Raw genomic sequence first — 22869 nt, 5'->3', positions numbered from 1 at the left:
TTATTTCTAATTTAATCTCCTTCATTTGCTCCAAAGTATCAACTAATATATGTTTAGCCGATGCAGTCTCCTCACTTTTGAACATCTGAATATTTTCTTTATAATAATTTTCAATCTCTTCTTCAGTTATATTTATATCTGACATTATATTTTTTACACCTGTTTGTATTAAAATATCTTTTTCAATTAGATGCATTTGCTCTATATAATCTTCATCATTCTTCATATCACCGTCAAGTGCATAGTTGTATATTAATTCAAAATTTATCATTTGGTCTAAAAACTCTTTTTTACCTTCTTCTGTTTTATAGTGGTCTTGTGTCTCCTGTGGGAATCTCAACAATGACCTTTTTATATCTTTTTCAGTTATTTTACTTCCATTTACTATAGCTAAAACTTTATTTTCCATAATTAATCTCCTTAAAATTTATTATAAGCATTTTTTTTATGGTTTCATAATAACATAAAACCATAAAAAAGCAAAATCTATATATTTCTTTTCATCATAATAGCTTAATTAAAAGCTTCTAAAATCTCCTTTAAATTTACAAAACAAAAAAAACACTTTATATAAAAGTGCTTTTTTTGGTGGCTTACCGGAGAATCGAACTCCGGACACCATGATTAAAAGTCATGTGCTCTACCAACTGAGCTAGTAAACCATGTTTACCTGGCGACAACCTACTCTTCCACAAGGTCACCCCTGCAGTACCATCGGCGCATTGAAGCTTAACCTTCGTGTTCGGTATGGAAACGGGTGTTACCTTCATGCCATAATCACCAGATGAGAATATAAATATTCTCTGAAAATTGCACAGTATTATCGCATTATTAATATTAATTGTTACTTATGTTATCTTGGTCAAGCCCTCGACTTATTAGTATTAGTCAGCTGAACATGTTACCATGCTTACACCTCTAACCTATCAACCTGGTGGTCTTCCAGGAGTCTTACTTGCACCACACTTACGTGTGGACAATGGGAAATCTCATCTTAGGGTGGGCTTCACGCTTAGATGCTTTCAGCGTTTATCCCTTCCAAACATAGCTACCCAGCGATGCCACTGGCGTGACAACTGGTGCACCAGAGGTTTGTCCATCCCGGTCCTCTCGTACTAAGGACAGCTCCCTTCAAATTTCCTACGCCCGCGACGGATAGGGACCGAACTGTCTCACGACGTTCTGAACCCAGCTCGCGTGCCGCTTTAATGGGCGAACAGCCCAACCCTTGGGACCTACTTCAGCCCCAGGATGCGACGAGCCGACATCGAGGTGCCAAACCTCCCCGTCGATGTGGACTCTTGGGGGAGATCAGCCTGTTATCCCCGAGGTAGCTTTTATCCGTTGAGCGATGGCCCTCCCACGAGGTACCACCGGATCACTAAGCCCGACTTTCGTCCCTGCTCCACTTGTAAGTGTCGCAGTCAGGCTCCCTTCTGCCTTTGCACTCTTCGCGCGATTTCCAACCGCGCTGAGGGAACCTTTGGGCGCCTCCGTTACTCTTTCGGAGGCGACCGCCCCAGTCAAACTGCCCACCTAACAATGTCCTGTGACCAGATTCATGGCCTCCAGTTAGAACCTCAGTACTGTCAGGGTGGTATCCCAAGGATGACTCCACACAGGCTGACGCCCATGTATCTTAGTCTCCCACCTATCCTGTACAGACAATACCGAAATTCAATGCTAAGCTACAGTAAAGCTCTACGGGGTCTTTCCGTCCAATCGCGGGTATCCAGCATCTTCACTGGAACTACAATTTCGCCGGATGTACTGTTGAGACAGTGCCCAAATCATTACGCCATTCGTGCGGGTCGGAACTTACCCGACAAGGAATTTCGCTACCTTAGGACCGTTATAGTTACGGCCGCCGTTTACTGGGGCTTAAGTTCATAGCCTCGCCAAGAGCAAGCTCTCAGCTAACTAATCCCCTTAACCTTCCAGCACCGGGCAGGCGTCAGCCCCTATACATCAGCTTTCGCTTTAGCAGAGACCTGTGTTTTTGCTAAACAGTTGCTTGGGCCTATTCTCTGCGACCTACTTACGTAGGCACCCCTTCTCCCGAAGTTACGGGGTCAATTTGCCGAGTTCCTTAACAGTAATTCTTCCGATGGTCTTAGGATTCTCTCCTCACCTACCTGTGTCGGTTTGCGGTACGGGCACCAATATCCTCGATAGAGACTTTTCTTGGCAGCGTGGAATCAGATACTTCAGCAATAAATTGCCTTCCCCATTACATCTCAGCGTTAAGAGCAAACGGATTTGCCTGCTTGCTCCGCCTAAATGCTTAGACACACATCCAATAGTGTGCACATCTTATCCTCCTGCGTCATCCCATTTCTAATAACGTCCATTGGTGGTATCGGAATATCAACCGATTGTCCATCACCTACGCCTTTCGGCCTCGGCTTAGGTCCCGACTAACCCTGAGAGGACGAGCCTTCCTCAGGAAACCTTAGGTTTTCGACCGTTAAGATTCTCACTTAACTCTCGCTACTCATGCCAACATTCTCACTTCTGTACCGTCCACCACTCCTTACGGTATGACTTCAGCCAGTACAGAAAGCTCCTCTACCGCTTACACAATTGTGTAAACCCATAGCTTCGGTGGTAAGTTTTAGCCCCGGACATCTTCGGCGCAGGATCTCTTGACTAGTGAGCTATTACGCACTCTTTGAATGAGTGGCTGCTTCTGAGCCAACATCCTAGTTGTCTTAGAAATCCCACATCCTTTTCCACTTAACTTACACTTTGGGACCTTAGCTGATGGTCTGGGCTGTTTCCCTTTTGACTACGGATCTTATCATTCGCAGTCTGACTGCCGAAATAAAAGTATATGGCATTCGGAGTTTGATAGGGTTCAGTAACTGTTGTCAGCCCCTAGCCCATTCAGTGCTCTACCTCCATTACTCAATTAATCGACGCTAGCCCTAAAGCTATTTCGAGGAGAACCAGCTATCTCCGAGTTCGATTGGAATTTCTCCGCTATCCACAGCTCATCCCATGGTTTTTCAACACCAACGTGGTTCGGACCTCCACGGAATTTTACTTCCGCTTCATCCTGGCCATGGATAGGTCACCCGGTTTCGGGTCTACGACATGCAACTAGAACGCCCTATTCAGACTCGGTTTCCCTTCGGCTCCGTACCTTAAGTACTTAACCTTGCTACATATCGTAACTCGTTGGCTCGTTCTACAAAAAGCACGCCGTCACACATAAAAAGTGCTTCGACCGGTTGTAGGCACACGGTTTCAGGTTCTATTTCACTCCCCTTCCGGGGTTCTTTTCACCTTTCCCTCACGGTACTTCTTCACTATCGGTCACTAGGTAGTATTTAGCCTTGGGAGGTGGTCCTCCCAGCTTCCCACAAGGTTTCACGTGTCTCGTGGTACTCTGGATTAGATCTGACTGTTCTTCCTTTTCATTTACAGGCCTATTACCTTCTGCGGAGCAGCTTTCCAGCTATCTTCAATTAAAGAATTGCAGTATTTATGATCTATCCTCAACCCCTAAGTCAAAGACTTAGGTTTGGGCTCATTCCCTTTCGCTCGCCGCTACTTAGGAAATCGATATTTCTTTCTCTTCCTCCGGGTACTTAGATGTTTCAGTTCCCCGGGTGTACCTCTGCATACCTATTTATTCAGTATGCAGTACATAGTTGTTACTATGTGGGTTCCCCCATTCGGAAATCTTTGGATCACAGGCTATTTGCGCCTACCCAAAGCTTATCGCAGCTTAACGCGTCCTTCTTCGGCTCCTAGTGCCAAGGCATTCGCCATGCGCCCTTTGTAGCTTGACCTTTGATTCTGTTTATTTTCATAAACTATTTTGTTTCTTAATATTAATTTTGCGAAATCATAATAAATTAACCTATAACCACTCTCGTGGATCTAAATCTTTTTAAAACAATTTATACACTGTGCAATTTTCAAAGAACATTTTAAGAAAAACTATTAATTAATTAGCTCCTAAGAGTTAATATAATTAGTCTCTCAAAATTAAACAGAGAAATAGGAACGAGTAATTACAATAGATATTTTGAAGAATAATTAAATTCTTCTATTGCATCGACCGAAGTCAATACATCTACTCCCTAGAAAGGAGGTGATCCAGCCGCAGGTTCTCCTACGGCTACCTTGTTACGACTTCACCCCAATCATCGATCCCACCTTCGGCCGCTGGCTCCTTACGGTTACCTCACGGACTTCGGGTGTTACCAACTCTCATGGTGTGACGGGCGGTGTGTACAAGGCCCGGGAACGTATTCACCGCGACATGCTGATTCGCGATTACTAGCAACTCCGGCTTCATGTAGGCGAGTTGCAGCCTACAATCCGAACTGGGATGAGTTTTTGAGTTTGGCTCCACCTTGCGGTCTTGCATCTCTTTGTACTCACCATTGTAGCACGTGTGTAGCCCTAGACATAAGGGGCATGATGATTTGACGTCATCCCCACCTTCCTCCCGGTTAACCCGGGCAGTCTCACTAGAGTGCTCAACTTAATGGTAGCAACTAATGATAAGGGTTGCGCTCGTTGCGGGACTTAACCCAACATCTCACGACACGAGCTGACGACAACCATGCACCACCTGTCACCTTGTCCCGAAGGACTTCACTCATCTCTGAGTTATGCAAGGGATGTCAAGTCTAGGTAAGGTTCTTCGCGTTGCTTCGAATTAAACCACATGCTCCGCTGCTTGTGCGGGCCCCCGTCAATTCCTTTGAGTTTTAATCTTGCGATCGTACTCCCCAGGCGGAATACTTAATGTGTTAACGGCGGCACCGAGGTTCGACCCCCGACACCTAGTATTCATCGTTTACGGCGTGGACTACCAGGGTATCTAATCCTGTTTGCTCCCCACGCTTTCATGCCTCAGCGTCAGTTACAGTCCAGTAAGTCGCCTTCGCCACTGGTGTTCTTCCTAATCTCTACGCATTTCACCGCTACACTAGGAATTCCACTTACCTCTCCTGCACTCTAGACACCCAGTTTCAAATGCAGCACCCAAGTTAAGCTCGGGTATTTCACATCTGACTTAAATGTCCGCCTACGCATCCTTTACGCCCAGTAAATCCGGACAACGCTTGCCACCTACGTATTACCGCGGCTGCTGGCACGTAGTTAGCCGTGGCTTCCTCCTCTGGTACCGTCATTATCGTCCCAGAAGACAGAACTTTACAACCCGAAGGCCTTCATCATTCACGCGGCGTTGCTGCGTCAGGGTTTCCCCCATTGCGCAATATTCCCCACTGCTGCCTCCCGTAGGAGTCTGGACCGTGTCTCAGTTCCAATGTGGCCGATCACCCTCTCAGGTCGGCTACGCATCGTTGCCTTGGTGGGCCTTTACCTCACCAACTAGCTAATGCGCCGCGGGTCCATCTCAAAGTGAAATTCCGAAAAATTCCTTTGATGTTAAGATCATGCGATCAAAACATATTATGCGGTATTAATCTCCCTTTCGGGAGGCTATTCCCCTCTTTGAGGCAGGTTACCCACGTGTTACTCACCCGTCCGCCGCTAATTGACCCCGAAGGATCGCATCGCTCGACTTGCATGTGTTAGGCACGCCGCCAGCGTTCGTCCTGAGCCAGGATCAAACTCTCAATTTAAAAGTTTACACTTTTTTAGTTGAAATAATTAATCTGCGCCAACTGTTAAGTTGGTTAGCAAGCTCATTACATACTTTTAGTCTTACGACTAAATATTACTTTTACTAAAGTAATTGACTGGTTAAAATAAAATATTATTTCATTTCTTTACCTATTTCTCTGTTTAATTTTCAAAGACCAATTTGCTTTGTCATCATGTGACGACTTCTACTATAATACTAGGTTTTTCTTGTTTTGTCAACTACTTCTTTAAAATAAATTTTCATCTGAAAGTTATTAAATTGTAATTGTCAGTTAGTTTAATGTGTCATTCGTATGTGACGACAAGGAGTATTCTATCATATAAAAAACATTACAATTTTACCATAAACACAGTCTAAGAAGATTAACTCCATATTTCTACATCTATATCTATATAATTCAATATCTAGCGTTATGATACACATGGATAAGTATATACAATATTACAGTATTGTAGTATTACTAATAGCAATATATTTGTTTAATTTTATACTGTGGTAGGTACCAAAATGTTCAAAACGCTGATTATTATCATATTTTTGTTTTACTTTATTCCATAATTTTCTCAAATTTCAATCAACAACTTACTAATTTGGACTAATACACAAGCTACGGATGATTAAGTGATTAAGATTTTCATTTCTATAAATAAGAGTTACCTACTTCAGGGAACTGCAAATGTACAAATCTCCTTCTTAAGTCGTCAATGCATCGTCTTCGGAGCTGTTGCATCTCCCCGAGAGATGATTTAATATATCCCTCAAATTAATATTGGCGTTAAAGTATTTCAATACCAAGTTATATTAACGCAAAATAAAACTACTAAGTTATACTTAGTAGTTTTTTGTAACCTGGCGACAACCTACTCTTCCACAAGGTCACCCCTGCAGTACCATCGGCGCATTGAAGCTTAACCTTCGTGTTCGGTATGGGAACGGGTGTTACCTTCAGGCCATAATCACCAGATGAGAATATAAATATTCTCTCAAAATTGCACAGTATTATCGCATTATTAATATTAATTGTTACTTATGTTATCTTGGTCAAGCCCTCGACTTATTAGTATTAGTCAGCTGAACATGTTACCATGCTTACACCTCTAACCTATCAACCTGGTGGTCTTCCAGGAGTCTTACTTGCACCACACTTACGTGTGGACAATGGGAAATCTCATCTTAGGGTGGGCTTCACGCTTAGATGCTTTCAGCGTTTATCCCTTCCAAACATAGCTACCCAGCGATGCCACTGGCGTGACAACTGGTGCACCAGAGGTTTGTCCATCCCGGTCCTCTCGTACTAAGGACAGCTCCCTTCAAATTTCCTACGCCCGCGACGGATAGGGACCGAACTGTCTCACGACGTTCTGAACCCAGCTCGCGTGCCGCTTTAATGGGCGAACAGCCCAACCCTTGGGACCTACTTCAGCCCCAGGATGCGACGAGCCGACATCGAGGTGCCAAACCTCCCCGTCGATGTGGACTCTTGGGGGAGATCAGCCTGTTATCCCCGAGGTAGCTTTTATCCGTTGAGCGATGGCCCTCCCACGAGGTACCACCGGATCACTAAGCCCGACTTTCGTCCCTGCTCCACTTGTAAGTGTCGCAGTCAGGCTCCCTTCTGCCTTTGCACTCTTCGCGCGATTTCCAACCGCGCTGAGGGAACCTTTGGGCGCCTCCGTTACTCTTTCGGAGGCGACCGCCCCAGTCAAACTGCCCACCTAACAATGTCCTGTGACCAGATTCATGGCCTCCAGTTAGAACCTCAGTACTGTCAGGGTGGTATCCCAAGGATGACTCCACACAGGCTGACGCCCATGTATCTTAGTCTCCCACCTATCCTGTACAGACAATACCGAAATTCAATGCTAAGCTACAGTAAAGCTCTACGGGGTCTTTCCGTCCAATCGCGGGTATCCAGCATCTTCACTGGAACTACAATTTCGCCGGATGTACTGTTGAGACAGTGCCCAAATCATTACGCCATTCGTGCGGGTCGGAACTTACCCGACAAGGAATTTCGCTACCTTAGGACCGTTATAGTTACGGCCGCCGTTTACTGGGGCTTAAGTTCATAGCCTCGCCGAGAGCAAGCTCTCAGCTAACTAATCCCCTTAACCTTCCAGCACCGGGCAGGCGTCAGCCCCTATACATCAGCTTTCGCTTTAGCAGAGACCTGTGTTTTTGCTAAACAGTTGCTTGGGCCTATTCTCTGCGACCTACTTACGTAGGCACCCCTTCTCCCGAAGTTACGGGGTCAATTTGCCGAGTTCCTTAACAGTAATTCTTCCGATGGTCTTAGGATTCTCTCCTCACCTACCTGTGTCGGTTTGCGGTACGGGCACCAATATCCTCGATAGAGACTTTTCTTGGCAGCGTGGAATCAGATACTTCAGCAATAAATTGCCTTCCCCATTACATCTCAGCGTTAAGAGCAAACGGATTTGCCTGCTTGCTCCGCCTAAATGCTTAGACACACATCCAATAGTGTGCACATCTTATCCTCCTGCGTCATCCCATTTCTAATAACGTCCATTGGTGGTATCGGAATATCAACCGATTGTCCATCACCTACGCCTTTCGGCCTCGGCTTAGGTCCCGACTAACCCTGAGAGGACGAGCCTTCCTCAGGAAACCTTAGGTTTTCGACCGTTAAGATTCTCACTTAACTCTCGCTACTCATGCCAACATTCTCACTTCTGTACCGTCCACCACTCCTTACGGTATGACTTCAGCCAGTACAGAAAGCTCCTCTACCGCTTACACAATTGTGTAAACCCATAGCTTCGGTGGTAAGTTTTAGCCCCGGACATCTTCGGCGCAGGATCTCTTGACTAGTGAGCTATTACGCACTCTTTGAATGAGTGGCTGCTTCTGAGCCAACATCCTAGTTGTCTTAGAAATCCCACATCCTTTTCCACTTAACTTACACTTTGGGACCTTAGCTGATGGTCTGGGCTGTTTCCCTTTTGACTACGGATCTTATCATTCGCAGTCTGACTGCCGAAATAAAAGTATATGGCATTCGGAGTTTGATAGGGTTCAGTAACTGTTGTCAGCCCCTAGCCCATTCAGTGCTCTACCTCCATTACTCAATTAATCGACGCTAGCCCTAAAGCTATTTCGAGGAGAACCAGCTATCTCCGAGTTCGATTGGAATTTCTCCGCTATCCACAGCTCATCCCATGGTTTTTCAACACCAACGTGGTTCGGACCTCCACGGAATTTTACTTCCGCTTCATCCTGGCCATGGATAGGTCACCCGGTTTCGGGTCTACGACATGCAACTAGAACGCCCTATTCAGACTCGGTTTCCCTTCGGCTCCGTACCTTAAGTACTTAACCTTGCTACATATCGTAACTCGTTGGCTCGTTCTACAAAAAGCACGCCGTCACACATAAAAAGTGCTTCGACCGGTTGTAGGCACACGGTTTCAGGTTCTATTTCACTCCCCTTCCGGGGTTCTTTTCACCTTTCCCTCACGGTACTTCTTCACTATCGGTCACTAGGTAGTATTTAGCCTTGGGAGGTGGTCCTCCCAGCTTCCCACAAGGTTTCACGTGTCTCGTGGTACTCTGGATTAGATCTGACTGTTCTTCCTTTTCATTTACAGGCCTATTACCTTCTGCGGAGCAGCTTTCCAGCTATCTTCAATTAAAGAATTGCAGTATTTATGATCTATCCTCAACCCCTAAGTCAAAGACTTAGGTTTGGGCTCATTCCCTTTCGCTCGCCGCTACTTAGGAAATCGATATTTCTTTCTCTTCCTCCGGGTACTTAGATGTTTCAGTTCCCCGGGTGTACCTCTGCATACCTATTTATTCAGTATGCAGTACATAGTTGTTACTATGTGGGTTCCCCCATTCGGAAATCTTTGGATCACAGGCTATTTGCGCCTACCCAAAGCTTATCGCAGCTTAACGCGTCCTTCTTCGGCTCCTAGTGCCAAGGCATTCGCCATGCGCCCTTTGTAGCTTGACCTTTGATTCTGTTTATTTTCATAAACTATTTTGTTTCTTAATATTAATTTTGCGAAATCATAATAAATTAACCTATAACCACTCTCGTGGATCTAAATCTTTTTAAAATAACTTTATACACTGTGCAATTTTCAAAGAACATTTTAAGAAAAACTATTAATTAATTAGCTCCTAAGAGTTAATATAATTAGTCTCTCAAAATTAAACAGAGAAATAGGAACGAGTAATTACAATAGATATTTTGAAGAATAATTAAATTCTTCTATTGCATCGACCGAAGTCAATACATCTACTCCCTAGAAAGGAGGTGATCCAGCCGCAGGTTCTCCTACGGCTACCTTGTTACGACTTCACCCCAATCATCGATCCCACCTTCGGCCGCTGGCTCCTTACGGTTACCTCACGGACTTCGGGTGTTACCAACTCTCATGGTGTGACGGGCGGTGTGTACAAGGCCCGGGAACGTATTCACCGCGACATGCTGATTCGCGATTACTAGCAACTCCGGCTTCATGTAGGCGAGTTGCAGCCTACAATCCGAACTGGGATGAGTTTTTGAGTTTGGCTCCACCTTGCGGTCTTGCATCTCTTTGTACTCACCATTGTAGCACGTGTGTAGCCCTAGACATAAGGGGCATGATGATTTGACGTCATCCCCACCTTCCTCCCGGTTAACCCGGGCAGTCTCACTAGAGTGCTCAACTTAATGGTAGCAACTAATGATAAGGGTTGCGCTCGTTGCGGGACTTAACCCAACATCTCACGACACGAGCTGACGACAACCATGCACCACCTGTCACCTTGTCCCGAAGGACTTCACTCATCTCTGAGTTATGCAAGGGATGTCAAGTCTAGGTAAGGTTCTTCGCGTTGCTTCGAATTAAACCACATGCTCCGCTGCTTGTGCGGGCCCCCGTCAATTCCTTTGAGTTTTAATCTTGCGATCGTACTCCCCAGGCGGAATACTTAATGTGTTAACGGCGGCACCGAGGTTCGACCCCCGACACCTAGTATTCATCGTTTACGGCGTGGACTACCAGGGTATCTAATCCTGTTTGCTCCCCACGCTTTCATGCCTCAGCGTCAGTTACAGTCCAGTAAGTCGCCTTCGCCACTGGTGTTCTTCCTAATCTCTACGCATTTCACCGCTACACTAGGAATTCCACTTACCTCTCCTGCACTCTAGACACCCAGTTTCAAATGCAGCACCCAAGTTAAGCTCGGGTATTTCACATCTGACTTAAATGTCCGCCTACGCATCCTTTACGCCCAGTAAATCCGGACAACGCTTGCCACCTACGTATTACCGCGGCTGCTGGCACGTAGTTAGCCGTGGCTTCCTCCTCTGGTACCGTCATTATCGTCCCAGAAGACAGAACTTTACAACCCGAAGGCCTTCATCATTCACGCGGCGTTGCTGCGTCAGGGTTTCCCCCATTGCGCAATATTCCCCACTGCTGCCTCCCGTAGGAGTCTGGACCGTGTCTCAGTTCCAATGTGGCCGATCACCCTCTCAGGTCGGCTACGCATCGTTGCCTTGGTGGGCCTTTACCTCACCAACTAGCTAATGCGCCGCGGGTCCATCTCAAAGTGAAATTCCGAAAAATTCCTTTGATGTTAAGATCATGCGATCAAAACATATTATGCGGTATTAATCTCCCTTTCGGGAGGCTATTCCCCTCTTTGAGGCAGGTTACCCACGTGTTACTCACCCGTCCGCCGCTAATTGATCCCGAAGGATCGCATCGCTCGACTTGCATGTGTTAGGCACGCCGCCAGCGTTCGTCCTGAGCCAGGATCAAACTCTCAATTTAAAAGTTTACACTTTTTTAGTTGAAATAATTAATCTGCGCCAACTGTTAAGTTGGTTAGCAAGCTCATTACATACTTTTAGTCTTACGACTAAATATTACTTTTACTAAAGTAATTGACTGGTTAAAATAAAATATTATTTCATTTCTTTACCTATTTCTCTGTTTAATTTTCAAAGACCAATTTGCTTTGTCATCATGTGACGACTTCTACTATAATACTAGGTTTTTCTTGTTTTGTCAACTACTTCTTAAAAATAAATTTTCATCTGAAAGTTATTAAATTGTAATTGTCAGTTAGTTTAATGTGTCACTCGTATGTGACGACAAGGAGTATTCTATCATATAAAAAACATTACAATTTTACCATAAATACAGTCTAAGAAGATTAACTCCATATTTCTACATATATATCTATATAATTCAATATTTAGCGTTATGATACACATGGATAAGTATATACAATATTTCAGTATTGTCGTATTAATAATAGCAATATATTTCTTTAATTTTATACTCTGATAGGTACCAAAATATTCAAAACACTTCAGATACGATGATGATTATCATATTTTTGTTTTATTTTATTCCATAATTTTCTCAAATTTCAATCAACATCCTTACTAATTTGGACTAATACACAAGCTACGGATGATTTAATATATCCCTCAAATTAATATTGGCGTTAAAGCATTTCAATACCAAGTTATATTAACGCAAAATAAAACTACTAAGTTATACTTAGTAGTTTTTTGTAACCTGGCGACAACCTACTCTTCCACAAGGTCACCCCTGCAGTACCATCGGCGCATTGAAGCTTAACCTTCGTGTTCGGTATGGGAACGGGTGTTACCTTCAGGCCATAATCACCAGATGAGAATATAAATATTCTCTCAAAATTGCACAGTATTATCGCATTATTAATATTAATTGTTACTTATGTTATCTTGGTCAAGCCCTCGACTTATTAGTATTAGTCAGCTGAACATGTTACCATGCTTACACCTCTAACCTATCAACCTGGTGGTCTTCCAGGAGTCTTACTTGCACCACACTTACGTGTGGACAATGGGAAATCTCATCTTAGGGTGGGCTTCACGCTTAGATGCTTTCAGCGTTTATCCCTTCCAAACATAGCTACCCAGCGATGCCACTGGCGTGACAACTGGTGCACCAGAGGTTTGTCCATCCCGGTCCTCTCGTACTAAGGACAGCTCCCTTCAAATTTCCTACGCCCGCGACGGATAGGGACCGAACTGTCTCACGACGTTCTGAACCCAGCTCGCGTGCCGCTTTAATGGGCGAACAGCCCAACCCTTGGGACCTACTTCAGCCCCAGGATGCGACGAGCCGACATCGAGGTGCCAAACCTCCCCGTCGATGTGGACTCTTGGGGGAGATCAGCCTGTTATCCCCGAGGTAGCTTTTATCCGTTGAGCGATGGCCCTCCCACGAGGTACCACCGGATCACTAAGCCCGACTTTCGTCCCTGCTCCACTTGTAAGTGTCGCAGTCAGGCTCCCTTCTGCCTTTGCACTCTTCGCGCGATTTCCAACCGCGCTGAGGGAACCTTTGGGCGCCTCCGTTACTCTTTCGGAGGCGACCGCCCCAGTCAAACTGCCCACCTAACAATGTCCTGTGACCAGATTCATGGCCTCCAGTTAGAACCTCAGTACTGTCAGGGTGGTATCCCAAGGATGACTCCACACAGGCTGACGCCCATGTATCTTAGTCTCCCACCTATCCTGTACAGACAATACCGAAATTCAATGCTAAGCTACAGTAAAGCTCTACGGGGTCTTTCCGTCCAATCGCGGGTATCCAGCATCTTCACTGGAACTACAATTTCGCCGGATGTACTGTTGAGACAGTGCCCAAATCATTACGCCATTCGTGCGGGTCGGAACTTACCCGACAAGGAATTTCGCTACCTTAGGACCGTTATAGTTACGGCCGCCGTTTACTGGGGCTTAAGTTCATAGCCTCGCCGAGAGCAAGCTCTCAGCTAACTAATCCCCTTAACCTTCCAGCACCGGGCAGGCGTCAGCCCCTATACATCAGCTTTCGCTTTAGCAGAGACCTGTGTTTTTGCTAAACAGTTGCTTGGGCCTATTCTCTGCGACCTACTTACGTAGGCACCCCTTCTCCCGAAGTTACGGGGTCAATTTGCCGAGTTCCTTAACAGTAATTCTTCCGATGGTCTTAGGATTCTCTCCTCACCTACCTGTGTCGGTTTGCGGTACGGGCACCAATATCCTCGATAGAGACTTTTCTTGGCAGCGTGGAATCAGATACTTCAGCAATAAATTGCCTTCCCCATTACATCTCAGCGTTAAGAGCAAACGGATTTGCCTGCTTGCTCCGCCTAAATGCTTAGACACACATCCAATAGTGTGCACATCTTATCCTCCTGCGTCATCCCATTTCTAATAACGTCCATTGGTGGTATCGGAATATCAACCGATTGTCCATCACCTACGCCTTTCGGCCTCGGCTTAGGTCCCGACTAACCCTGAGAGGACGAGCCTTCCTCAGGAAACCTTAGGTTTTCGACCGTTAAGATTCTCACTTAACTCTCGCTACTCATGCCAACATTCTCACTTCTGTACCGTCCACCACTCCTTACGGTATGACTTCAGCCAGTACAGAAAGCTCCTCTACCGCTTACACAATTGCGTAAACCCATAGCTTCGGTGGTAAGTTTTAGCCCCGGACATCTTCGGCGCAGGATCTCTTGACTAGTGAGCTATTACGCACTCTTTGAATGAGTGGCTGCTTCTGAGCCAACATCCTAGTTGTCTTAGAAATCCCACATCCTTTTCCACTTAACTTACACTTTGGGACCTTAGCTGATGGTCTGGGCTGTTTCCCTTTTGACTACGGATCTTATCATTCGCAGTCTGACTGCCGAAATAAAAGTATATGGCATTCGGAGTTTGATAGGGTTCAGTAACTGTTGTCAGCCCCTAGCCCATTCAGTGCTCTACCTCCATTACTCAATTAATCGACGCTAGCCCTAAAGCTATTTCGAGGAGAACCAGCTATCTCCGAGTTCGATTGGAATTTCTCCGCTATCCACAGCTCATCCCATGGTTTTTCAACACCAACGTGGTTCGGACCTCCACGGAATTTTACTTCCGCTTCATCCTGGCCATGGATAGGTCACCCGGTTTCGGGTCTACGACATGCAACTAGAACGCCCTATTCAGACTCGGTTTCCCTTCGGCTCCGTACCTTAAGTACTTAACCTTGCTACATATCGTAACTCGTTGGCTCGTTCTACAAAAAGCACGCCGTCACACATAAAAAGTGCTTCGACCGGTTGTAGGCACACGGTTTCAGGTTCTATTTCACTCCCCTTCCGGGGTTCTTTTCACCTTTCCCTCACGGTACTTCTTCACTATCGGTCACTAGGTAGTATTTAGCCTTGGGAGGTGGTCCTCCCAGCTTCCCACAAGGTTTCACGTGTCTCGTGGTACTCTGGATTAGATCTGACTGTTCTTCCTTTTCATTTACAGGCCTATTACCTTCTGCGGAGCAGCTTTCCAGCTATCTTCAATTAAAGAATTACAGTATTTATGATCTATCCTCAACCCCTAAGTCAAAGACTTAGGTTTGGGCTCTTTCCCTTTCGCTCGCCGCTACTTAGGAAATCGATATTTCTTTCTCTTCCTCCGGGTACTTAGATGTTTCAGTTCCCCGGGTGTACCTCTGCATACCTATTTATTCAGTATGCAGTACATAGTTGTTACTATGTGGGTTCCCCCATTCGGAAATCTTTGGATCACAGGCTATTTGCGCCTACCCAAAGCTTATCGCAGCTTAACGCGTCCTTCTTCGGCTCCTAGTGCCAAGGCATTCGCCATGCGCCCTTTGTAGCTTGACCTTTGATTCTGTTTATTTTCATAAACTATTTTGTTTCTTAATATTAATTTTGCGAAATCATAATAAATCAACTTATAACCACTTACTCGTATTTTACAATATGCAAGGTGGATCTAAATCTTTTTAAAATAACTTTATACACTGTGCAATTTTCAAAGAACATTTTAAGAAAAACTATCAATTGCTTAACTTGTAAAAGTTAAGCAATATTAGTCTCTCAAAATTAAACAGAGAAATAGGAACGAGTAATTACAATAGATGTTTTGAAGAATAATTAAATTCTTCTATTGCATCGACCGAAGTCAATACATCTACTCCCTAGAAAGGAGGTGATCCAGCCGCAGGTTCTCCTACGGCTACCTTGTTACGACTTCACCCCAATCATCGATCCCACCTTCGGCCGCTGGCTCCTTACGGTTACCTCACGGACTTCGGGTGTTACCAACTCTCATGGTGTGACGGGCGGTGTGTACAAGGCCCGGGAACGTATTCACCGCGACATGCTGATTCGCGATTACTAGCAACTCCGGCTTCATGTAGGCGAGTTGCAGCCTACAATCCGAACTGGGATGAGTTTTTGAGTTTGGCTCCACCTTGCGGTCTTGCATCTCTTTGTACTCACCATTGTAGCACGTGTGTAGCCCTAGACATAAGGGGCATGATGATTTGACGTCATCCCCACCTTCCTCCCGGTTAACCCGGGCAGTCTCACTAGAGTGCTCAACTTAATGGTAGCAACTAATGATAAGGGTTGCGCTCGTTGCGGGACTTAACCCAACATCTCACGACACGAGCTGACGACAACCATGCACCACCTGTCACCTTGTCCCGAAGGACTTCACTCATCTCTGAGTTATGCAAGGGATGTCAAGTCTAGGTAAGGTTCTTCGCGTTGCTTCGAATTAAACCACATGCTCCGCTGCTTGTGCGGGCCCCCGTCAATTCCTTTGAGTTTTAATCTTGCGATCGTACTCCCCAGGCGGAATACTTAATGTGTTAACGGCGGCACCGAGGTTCGACCCCCGACACCTAGTATTCATCGTTTACGGCGTGGACTACCAGGGTATCTAATCCTGTTTGCTCCCCACGCTTTCATGCCTCAGCGTCAGTTACAGTCCAGTAAGTCGCCTTCGCCACTGGTGTTCTTCCTAATCTCTACGCATTTCACCGCTACACTAGGAATTCCACTTACCTCTCCTGCACTCTAGACACCCAGTTTCAAATGCAGCACCCAAGTTAAGCTCGGGTATTTCACATCTGACTTAAATGTCCGCCTACGCATCCTTTACGCCCAGTAAATCCGGACAACGCTTGCCACCTACGTATTACCGCGGCTGCTGGCACGTAGTTAGCCGTGGCTTCCTCCTCTGGTACCGTCATTATCGTCCCAGAAGACAGAACTTTACAACCCGAAGGCCTTCATCATTCACGCGGCGTTGCTGCGTCAGGGTTTCCCCCATTGCGCAATATTCCCCACTGCTGCCTCCCGTAGGAGTCTGGACCGTGTCTCAGTTCCAATGTGGCCGATCACCCTCTCAGGTCGGCTACGCATCGTTGCCTTGGTGGGCCTTTACCTCACCAACTAGCTAATGCGCCGCGGGTCCATCTCAAAGTGAAATTCCGAAGAATTCCTTTGATGTTAAGATCATGCGATCAAAACATATTATGCGGTATTAATCTCCCTTTCGGGAGGCTATTCCCCTCTTTGAGGCAGGTTACCCACGTGTTACTCACCCGTCCGCCGCTAATTGACCCCGAAGGATCGCATCGCTCGACTTGCATGTGTTAGGCACGCCGCCAGCGTTCGTCCTGAGCCAGGATCAAACTCTCAATTTAAAAGTTTACACTTTTTTAGTTGAAATAATTAATCTGCGCCAACTGTTAAGTTGGTTAGCAAGCTCATTACATACTTTTAGTCTTACGACTAAATATTACTTTTACTAAAGTAATTGACTGGTTAAAATAAAATATTATTTCATTTCTTTACCTATTTCTCTGTTTAATTTTCAAAGACCAATTTAACTTGTCATCATGTGACGACTTCTACTATAATACTAGGTTTTTCTTGTTTTGTCAACTAGTTCTTTATAATAAATTTATAATTAAAATCTAATAAAGTATAATTAACAGTTAGTTAGTGTGCCACTCGTATGTGACGACAAAGAGTATTCTATCATATACATATATGACACACTTACAATAATCCTTTAAGTATGCTAATTATATGCAATATTCTTCATAATGCTATTGTTTATCGCATTTCCTTCACATTGATACACTAGGACTGGTATACTATGATTCTATTAATAACATACCTAAATTTTACATTCTTTAATATTTTATTAGTTATACTACCTATTTCAAAAATATTAAATAAACTTTTATTATTCTATACCTCACTTAGAAAAACTTCGACCATATTAGTTTTACAATCAAATCCAAGCTCCTTTAACGATGATTGTAATGCTAATAATGTATAAGCCATTTTATCCCTTTTAGCATTTTCCCCCATATGTCCTATCCTTATTACTTTTCCCTGTAAATACCCAAATGAACCAGCTATAAATACATTAAACTCATCAACCATATATTTTAATAATACTTTATCATTTATATCCTTAGGCAATTCTATAACTGTTACAGTATTAGAATATCCTTCTTCAATATATAAACTAAGACCCGCCTTCTTTACAGCCTTCCTTGTAGCTTTAGCAATAGAATTATGTCTTTCAAGTATTCCCGTGTCTTCTTTAATATTATCAAAAGCTTGTCTTAGACCAACAATATCACTTATTGGTGGCGTATACGGGAACCACTTATTCTTGTAATAATCTTTCCATATAAGTAAATTACAATAATAGGAAGCTATAGGTTTCTTTCTTTGATCCATAGATTCAAATGCCTCTTCACTTATACTTAAAAATGTAAGCCCTGCTGGTGCTGAAACACATTTTTGCGAAGCACCTATTACTATATCTATTTTCCATTCATCTACTCTTACCTCTTCTCCACCCATACCAGCTACACTGTCCACTACTGTAAGTATATTCATCCTTTTTAGTAAATGACATATCTTATCTATATCATTTAATACTCCTGATGGTGTATCACAATGTACTACAGTAGCATATTTGAAATCATGATCTTTTTCAAGGAATTTTCCTAATTTTTGAGTATCTATTGCACGCTTCCTATCCCCTTTAAAAACAACGACCTCTCCACCATACATCTTAACAAAATCAGCAAACCCTTCTCCAAATATTCCATTATCAATCACTAATACCCTATCACCATTTTCGGTAAGTGATGCACACGCAGCTTCAAGGCCTAAAATCCCCTCACCGCTTAATATTCTAACTTCATTACTTGTCTTTAAAAACTGTCCTATTTCCTCACAAGTTTCTTTATAAAATTCATAAAACTGCAAATCTAAATCTGGATTTGTAGTAGCTAAAGCTCTAGCCATTCTTACGTTTTCTCTTACTTGTGTAGGCCCTGGAGTCATTATTTGAGATACCTTCATCATTTTCACTCCTTCATACTATTCTTTATATTTCAATAATAAAATTATATCACTAATAGGTAATTTGAAAAAATGTATCCATACGCTATTCTTAATTAATAAGACATTTAACTTATAAATGTTTTATTCCCATACAACAAATTGTCTATATAGATTCCTTAATGCGATTATCTTTTAACCACAATAAAGCACATGAAAAATTCCATGTGCTTTATAATATATTAATGCTTTATTAATAGTAACAATAAACTTACAAGATAAGTTATCCCAGAAAAGATTAACGATACTATAAGAAACCCTATTAGTATAATATTATACTTTAATAAACCTTGGGCCATAACGAACTTTGAAAATCCAAATACATTAAGGGCAAGTACTATGAAAAATATTACAATTAACCCCTTAGAAGCCCCTTTAATATCTGCAGAACTTAACGATATATGAGATGAAATACAGATAGCTAAGAATAAGAACAATATAAAATATGGATTAGAAAAATTAGTTACTGAAAAAATTATCTTTATTAAATCAATGTAAGAATTTAATATTCCATTTAAAGAAACTGAATTTATTTTAGTTATATTTATATTAACCATAGATATACTTATAAATTGATTGTATGTCTTAGGAATTATGATATACATTAAAGCAATTATCGCTGATATCCCACCAAATATAGGTGCAATACCTATAAAAAAGTTACCCGTTTGTTGGTATATACTATTAGGATTATATGCATGATTTACATAACCCAGTACTCCGTTTTCATCTTTTCTTTGTAAAAGTACCAATTTAGATATTTTATGTCTAAAAACAAGACACAAGATAGCATGTGAAAGTTCGTGAATAGGAACTCCTATAATCGCGGTAGTCGCTACTGCCTTCCACCCAAAACTCCTTTGAAAATTTTCTATTGAATGATTCCTTAAAAATCCAAGTATGAATCCCACAAAAATTATCATTCCCGTCATGTATATTGTATCTAGGCACGTCTTTATTATTAAGTCTATTAAAGTATTCATATAATCACCCTTTCAAATTTTATTTGCTTTATATATTAAGTACCATACCTCACATTTTTCAATGTATTAACTTAAACATAATTATACAGCAATAATAACACTGTAGCTTACTATTACCACCACCTTACTCTAATAAATAATTATAAATGTGAAAAAACAAAAATATGCTATACAAAAACATATTTACTTTTATTTCAGTATTCAGTTATTTAATTATAATACGATATTAATTAGATACAATGAAAAATAAGTATAATTATAGTTTAATATTAATTATATTGATGATTTTTAGTTCATTAGCTAAACCTTTTAGTATGTTTTCTTTTTTTATTTAAGTGAATTAAACATTAAATTAAATTTTATTTATTTTAAGTAACAACATTGTATATTTCTATATATTATAAAGGGGGAATTAAAATTAAATTCAAGAATTTTAAACTGAACAGTATTCGCACTAAATTAATTATTAGCTTAGTATCCATTTGTGTTATTCCATTGATCATATCTGGTTTTGGATCTTATACTGAATCAAAATCAATTCTCAGTAAAAAACTTACAGTAACAAGTTCTCAAACACTTACCGAAATAAATAATGGGTTATCTGATTATTTTAATGGGTTTGCTAATATGGTATCAATGACATCAAATAATTATGACTTCATAAATGTTGATACAGGTAAGAATTACAATTATATACCAGACGTTTTAAAAGGCGTAAAAGAAAACAATAAAGATATACTTAATATGTATTATGGAACTGCTTCTGGCAAATTTGCTACATATCCTATCGCAAAAATGCCTGATGGATATGACTCAACTAAGAGCTCTTGGTATAAACAGGCTATAGACCATATAGGTCAAGTTATAATAACTCCTCCATATAAAGATAACGTAACTGGAAATACTGTTGTTGCCATTGTACACGCAGTAGAGAAAGATGGACAAGTAGTCGGTGTTGTTGGAATGGATTGTTCTCTAACTACACTTGCAGAGCGAATGTCCACAAAAAAGGTAGGGACTACTGGATATGTGTTTATATCTGATACTTTAGGTAATATTATATCTCATCCTAAAAAAGACCTTATCGGAACAAATGAGGCCTCTAAGTTATCTATTTGGAACAACATTAAATCGCAAGATAATGCTTTTGTTAAATATAATTATAATGGCGAAAAAAAATTCGGGGTATTTGTAACAAATAAATTAACAGGTTGGAAATTAATCTCTCCCTTAAGTGAGAGTGAATTAACTAGTGATACAAAGTCTATCCTAAAAACCACTTTTCTAATTATATTAATAATGGGAATTATTTCTGTATTTATATCATTGTTACTAAGTAAAGGAATAGCTCATAATATTCAAAAGCTAAAGGAAGTATTTACTAAAGCCTCAGATGGAGACTTAACAGTATCTATTACTGCTTCTACAAAAGATGAATTCAAAGATCTAGCTACATCCTTTAACTCAATGATGAAAAATATGTCAGGTATCATGAACAATGTTACTAATTCATCCAAGACAGTATCCGAGACTTCAACAACCCTTGCAAGTATGTCAGAAGAGGTAACCGCCGCAATCAGTGAAGTAGCAAGTGCAATAGGTCAAGTTTCCATGGGTGCAACTCAACAGGCTCAAAATGCTCAAGATGGATCTTCCGCTATGGATGACTTATCAAATAGATTAGATAAAATTAGTGTTAATTCTAACGAAATGGATATACTTTCAATTGATACTAAAAAATTAGGATCTAAAGGACTATCTATGATAGATACATTAATCGAGAAATCAAATAAAACTAAGCTATCTACCGAAGAAGTTGATACCTTAATACAAGATATGAATGAGAGTACTAAACAAATAGATATAATCTCTGAAACATTAGTAGGTATTACAGAACAAACTAATCTTTTATCACTAAACGCAAGTATAGAATCTGCACGTGCCGGTGAAGCAGGTAAAGGATTTTCCGTAGTTGCTGTAGAAATAAGTAAACTTGCCGAGCAATCAAAGCATTCAACAGAGGAAATAAAGAAAATTATAGCAAGTATACAGACAAAATCTATTGCAGCATTAACTGCTATTAAATCAACTGAAGTTGTAGTAAATGAACAAGACCTAGCCGTAGTACAAACTAAAAAACTATTTAGTCAAATACTAAAATCAATTGAAATAATGATCACTAAAGTTGATGAAGTAAAAATATCAATTATTGATATAAACGAGAAAAAGCAATCCACAGTATCTGAAATAGAAAATATTTCGTCTATATCAGAACAAACCGCCTCTTCTACGCAACAAGTAAATGCATCGACTGAGGAAATAACTGCCGCTATGGAAGAGTTTACGAAACATTCAAGCGAGCTTCAAATATTAGCAGAAGAATTAGATAATGAAATAAAAAGGTTCAAAATCAACTAATATACTAACAATAAGCTTATAGTTATCCACAGTTACTCTCTATCTGATTGTCCTACTGTGTATAACTATGTTCATAACTATATTTGTTTTTAATTATTTATTAAAAATGAAATAATTCATGTGTTTATTTCTACATTGCTTGATATTGCAAAAGACATTAATATGTATAATAAGAAAAACATAAAAAGCTAATCGAGTAGTATTCCGATTAGCTTTTGTAGCAGAACTTTATTTTAATTTAGTCAGAACTTTATTAGAAGCAGGTCTTTTTTTTAATGTAACACGAATATATGTTAGATTCTAATAAAGTTCTGCCTCCAAACACCTCTCAAACGCTGATTCCTCCGTCACCCAATTTAATAAAGTTCTTCTTCTCAGCCCTCTTTTTCTCTCTCAACAAATCAAATTCAGAATCAAATCTATATTAAAATTCTAATAAAGTCTTGCTTTTATCGCCCACCAAATCACCCTTAACCCTTGCAAACACTCACTTCTTTTCTCAACTTTTACTTCAATTCCATTTCCCGCTTTTTCATGCTCTTTTTTCAACCGTTATTTCACCCAAAACTCTCCGTAGGAGTCCATCTTTTCTTCCATCTTTAT

At 41.6% G+C, this 22869-nt stretch carries 4 protein-coding genes, 1 tRNA gene and 9 rRNA genes (1 of these 14 running past the window's edge); 1 reads left to right on the top strand and 13 read right to left on the bottom strand.

Annotation, left to right across the window (positions count from 1 at the left end; translation table 11 throughout):
- The 13 genes from A7L45_RS00510 to A7L45_RS00450 all read right to left on the bottom strand — a co-directional run.
- On the bottom strand, window positions 1-409 hold the 5' portion of the coding sequence (locus tag A7L45_RS00510; protein ID WP_071610965.1) for a peptidylprolyl isomerase. 335 nt of this gene lie to the left of the window's left edge; only the first 409 of its 744 coding nucleotides appear in the window; it begins with the start codon at window positions 407-409; its stop codon lies off the left edge, out of view.
- Window positions 410-586: 177 nt separating this feature from the next.
- A tRNA-Lys gene (locus A7L45_RS00505) sits at window positions 587-662 on the bottom strand.
- Between the two features lie 6 nt (window positions 663-668).
- Window positions 669-785: ribosomal RNA gene (gene rrf, locus A7L45_RS00500) — 5S ribosomal RNA — on the bottom strand.
- Between the two features lie 73 nt (window positions 786-858).
- A 23S ribosomal RNA gene (locus tag A7L45_RS00495) occupies window positions 859-3797 on the bottom strand.
- A 298-nt stretch (window positions 3798-4095) separates the two neighbouring features.
- Window positions 4096-5609: ribosomal RNA gene (locus A7L45_RS00490) — 16S ribosomal RNA — on the bottom strand.
- Between the two features lie 870 nt (window positions 5610-6479).
- Window positions 6480-6596, bottom strand: a 5S ribosomal RNA gene (rrf, locus tag A7L45_RS00485).
- A gap of 73 nt (window positions 6597-6669) precedes the next feature.
- Window positions 6670-9608 (bottom strand): 23S ribosomal RNA (locus A7L45_RS00480).
- Window positions 9609-9907: 299 nt separating this feature from the next.
- Window positions 9908-11421, bottom strand: a 16S ribosomal RNA gene (locus A7L45_RS00475).
- 754 nt (window positions 11422-12175) lie between these two features.
- A 5S ribosomal RNA gene (gene rrf / locus A7L45_RS00470) occupies window positions 12176-12292 on the bottom strand.
- Between the two features lie 73 nt (window positions 12293-12365).
- Window positions 12366-15304 (bottom strand): 23S ribosomal RNA (locus tag A7L45_RS00465).
- A 321-nt stretch (window positions 15305-15625) separates the two neighbouring features.
- A 16S ribosomal RNA gene (locus A7L45_RS00460) occupies window positions 15626-17139 on the bottom strand.
- Together the 16S, 23S and 5S rRNA genes with 1 tRNA gene alongside form the textbook arrangement of a ribosomal RNA operon.
- A 553-nt stretch (window positions 17140-17692) precedes the next feature.
- Window positions 17693-18826, bottom strand: coding sequence for a pyridoxal-phosphate-dependent aminotransferase family protein (locus A7L45_RS00455; protein ID WP_071610964.1), 1134 nt, complete (start codon window positions 18824-18826; stop codon window positions 17693-17695).
- 221 nt (window positions 18827-19047) lie between these two features.
- Window positions 19048-19848 (bottom strand): metalloprotease family protein, encoded by an 801-nt coding sequence (locus A7L45_RS00450; RefSeq protein ID WP_071610963.1) that lies wholly within the window; start codon window positions 19846-19848, stop codon window positions 19048-19050.
- Between the two features lie 417 nt (window positions 19849-20265).
- On the opposite strand from A7L45_RS00450, the gene A7L45_RS00445 reads away from it, so the two are divergent.
- Window positions 20266-22266: a methyl-accepting chemotaxis protein gene (locus A7L45_RS00445; protein ID WP_071614806.1), complete on the top strand. Its 2001-nt coding sequence runs from the start codon at window positions 20266-20268 to the stop codon at window positions 22264-22266.
- The last annotated feature ends 603 nt before the right edge of the window (window positions 22267-22869 follow it).

Origin of the sequence: Clostridium estertheticum subsp. estertheticum (assembly GCF_001877035.1) — a bacterium.
In the GTDB taxonomy this organism is placed as follows: domain Bacteria; phylum Bacillota; class Clostridia; order Clostridiales; family Clostridiaceae; genus Clostridium_AD; species Clostridium_AD estertheticum.
Note: the sequence above shows the minus strand (reverse complement) of the source record. Positions and strands in the feature narration are given on the sequence as shown.

What these genes read in the sequence shown, in the direction of transcription:
- A7L45_RS00455 (WP_071610964.1), bottom strand. Translation starts at nt 18,826, where the DNA reads ATGAAGGTATCTCAAATAATGACTCCAGGGCCTACACAAGTAAGAGAA.
- A7L45_RS00450 (WP_071610963.1), bottom strand. Translation starts at nt 19,848, where the DNA reads ATGAATACTTTAATAGACTTAATAATAAAGACGTGCCTAGATACAATA.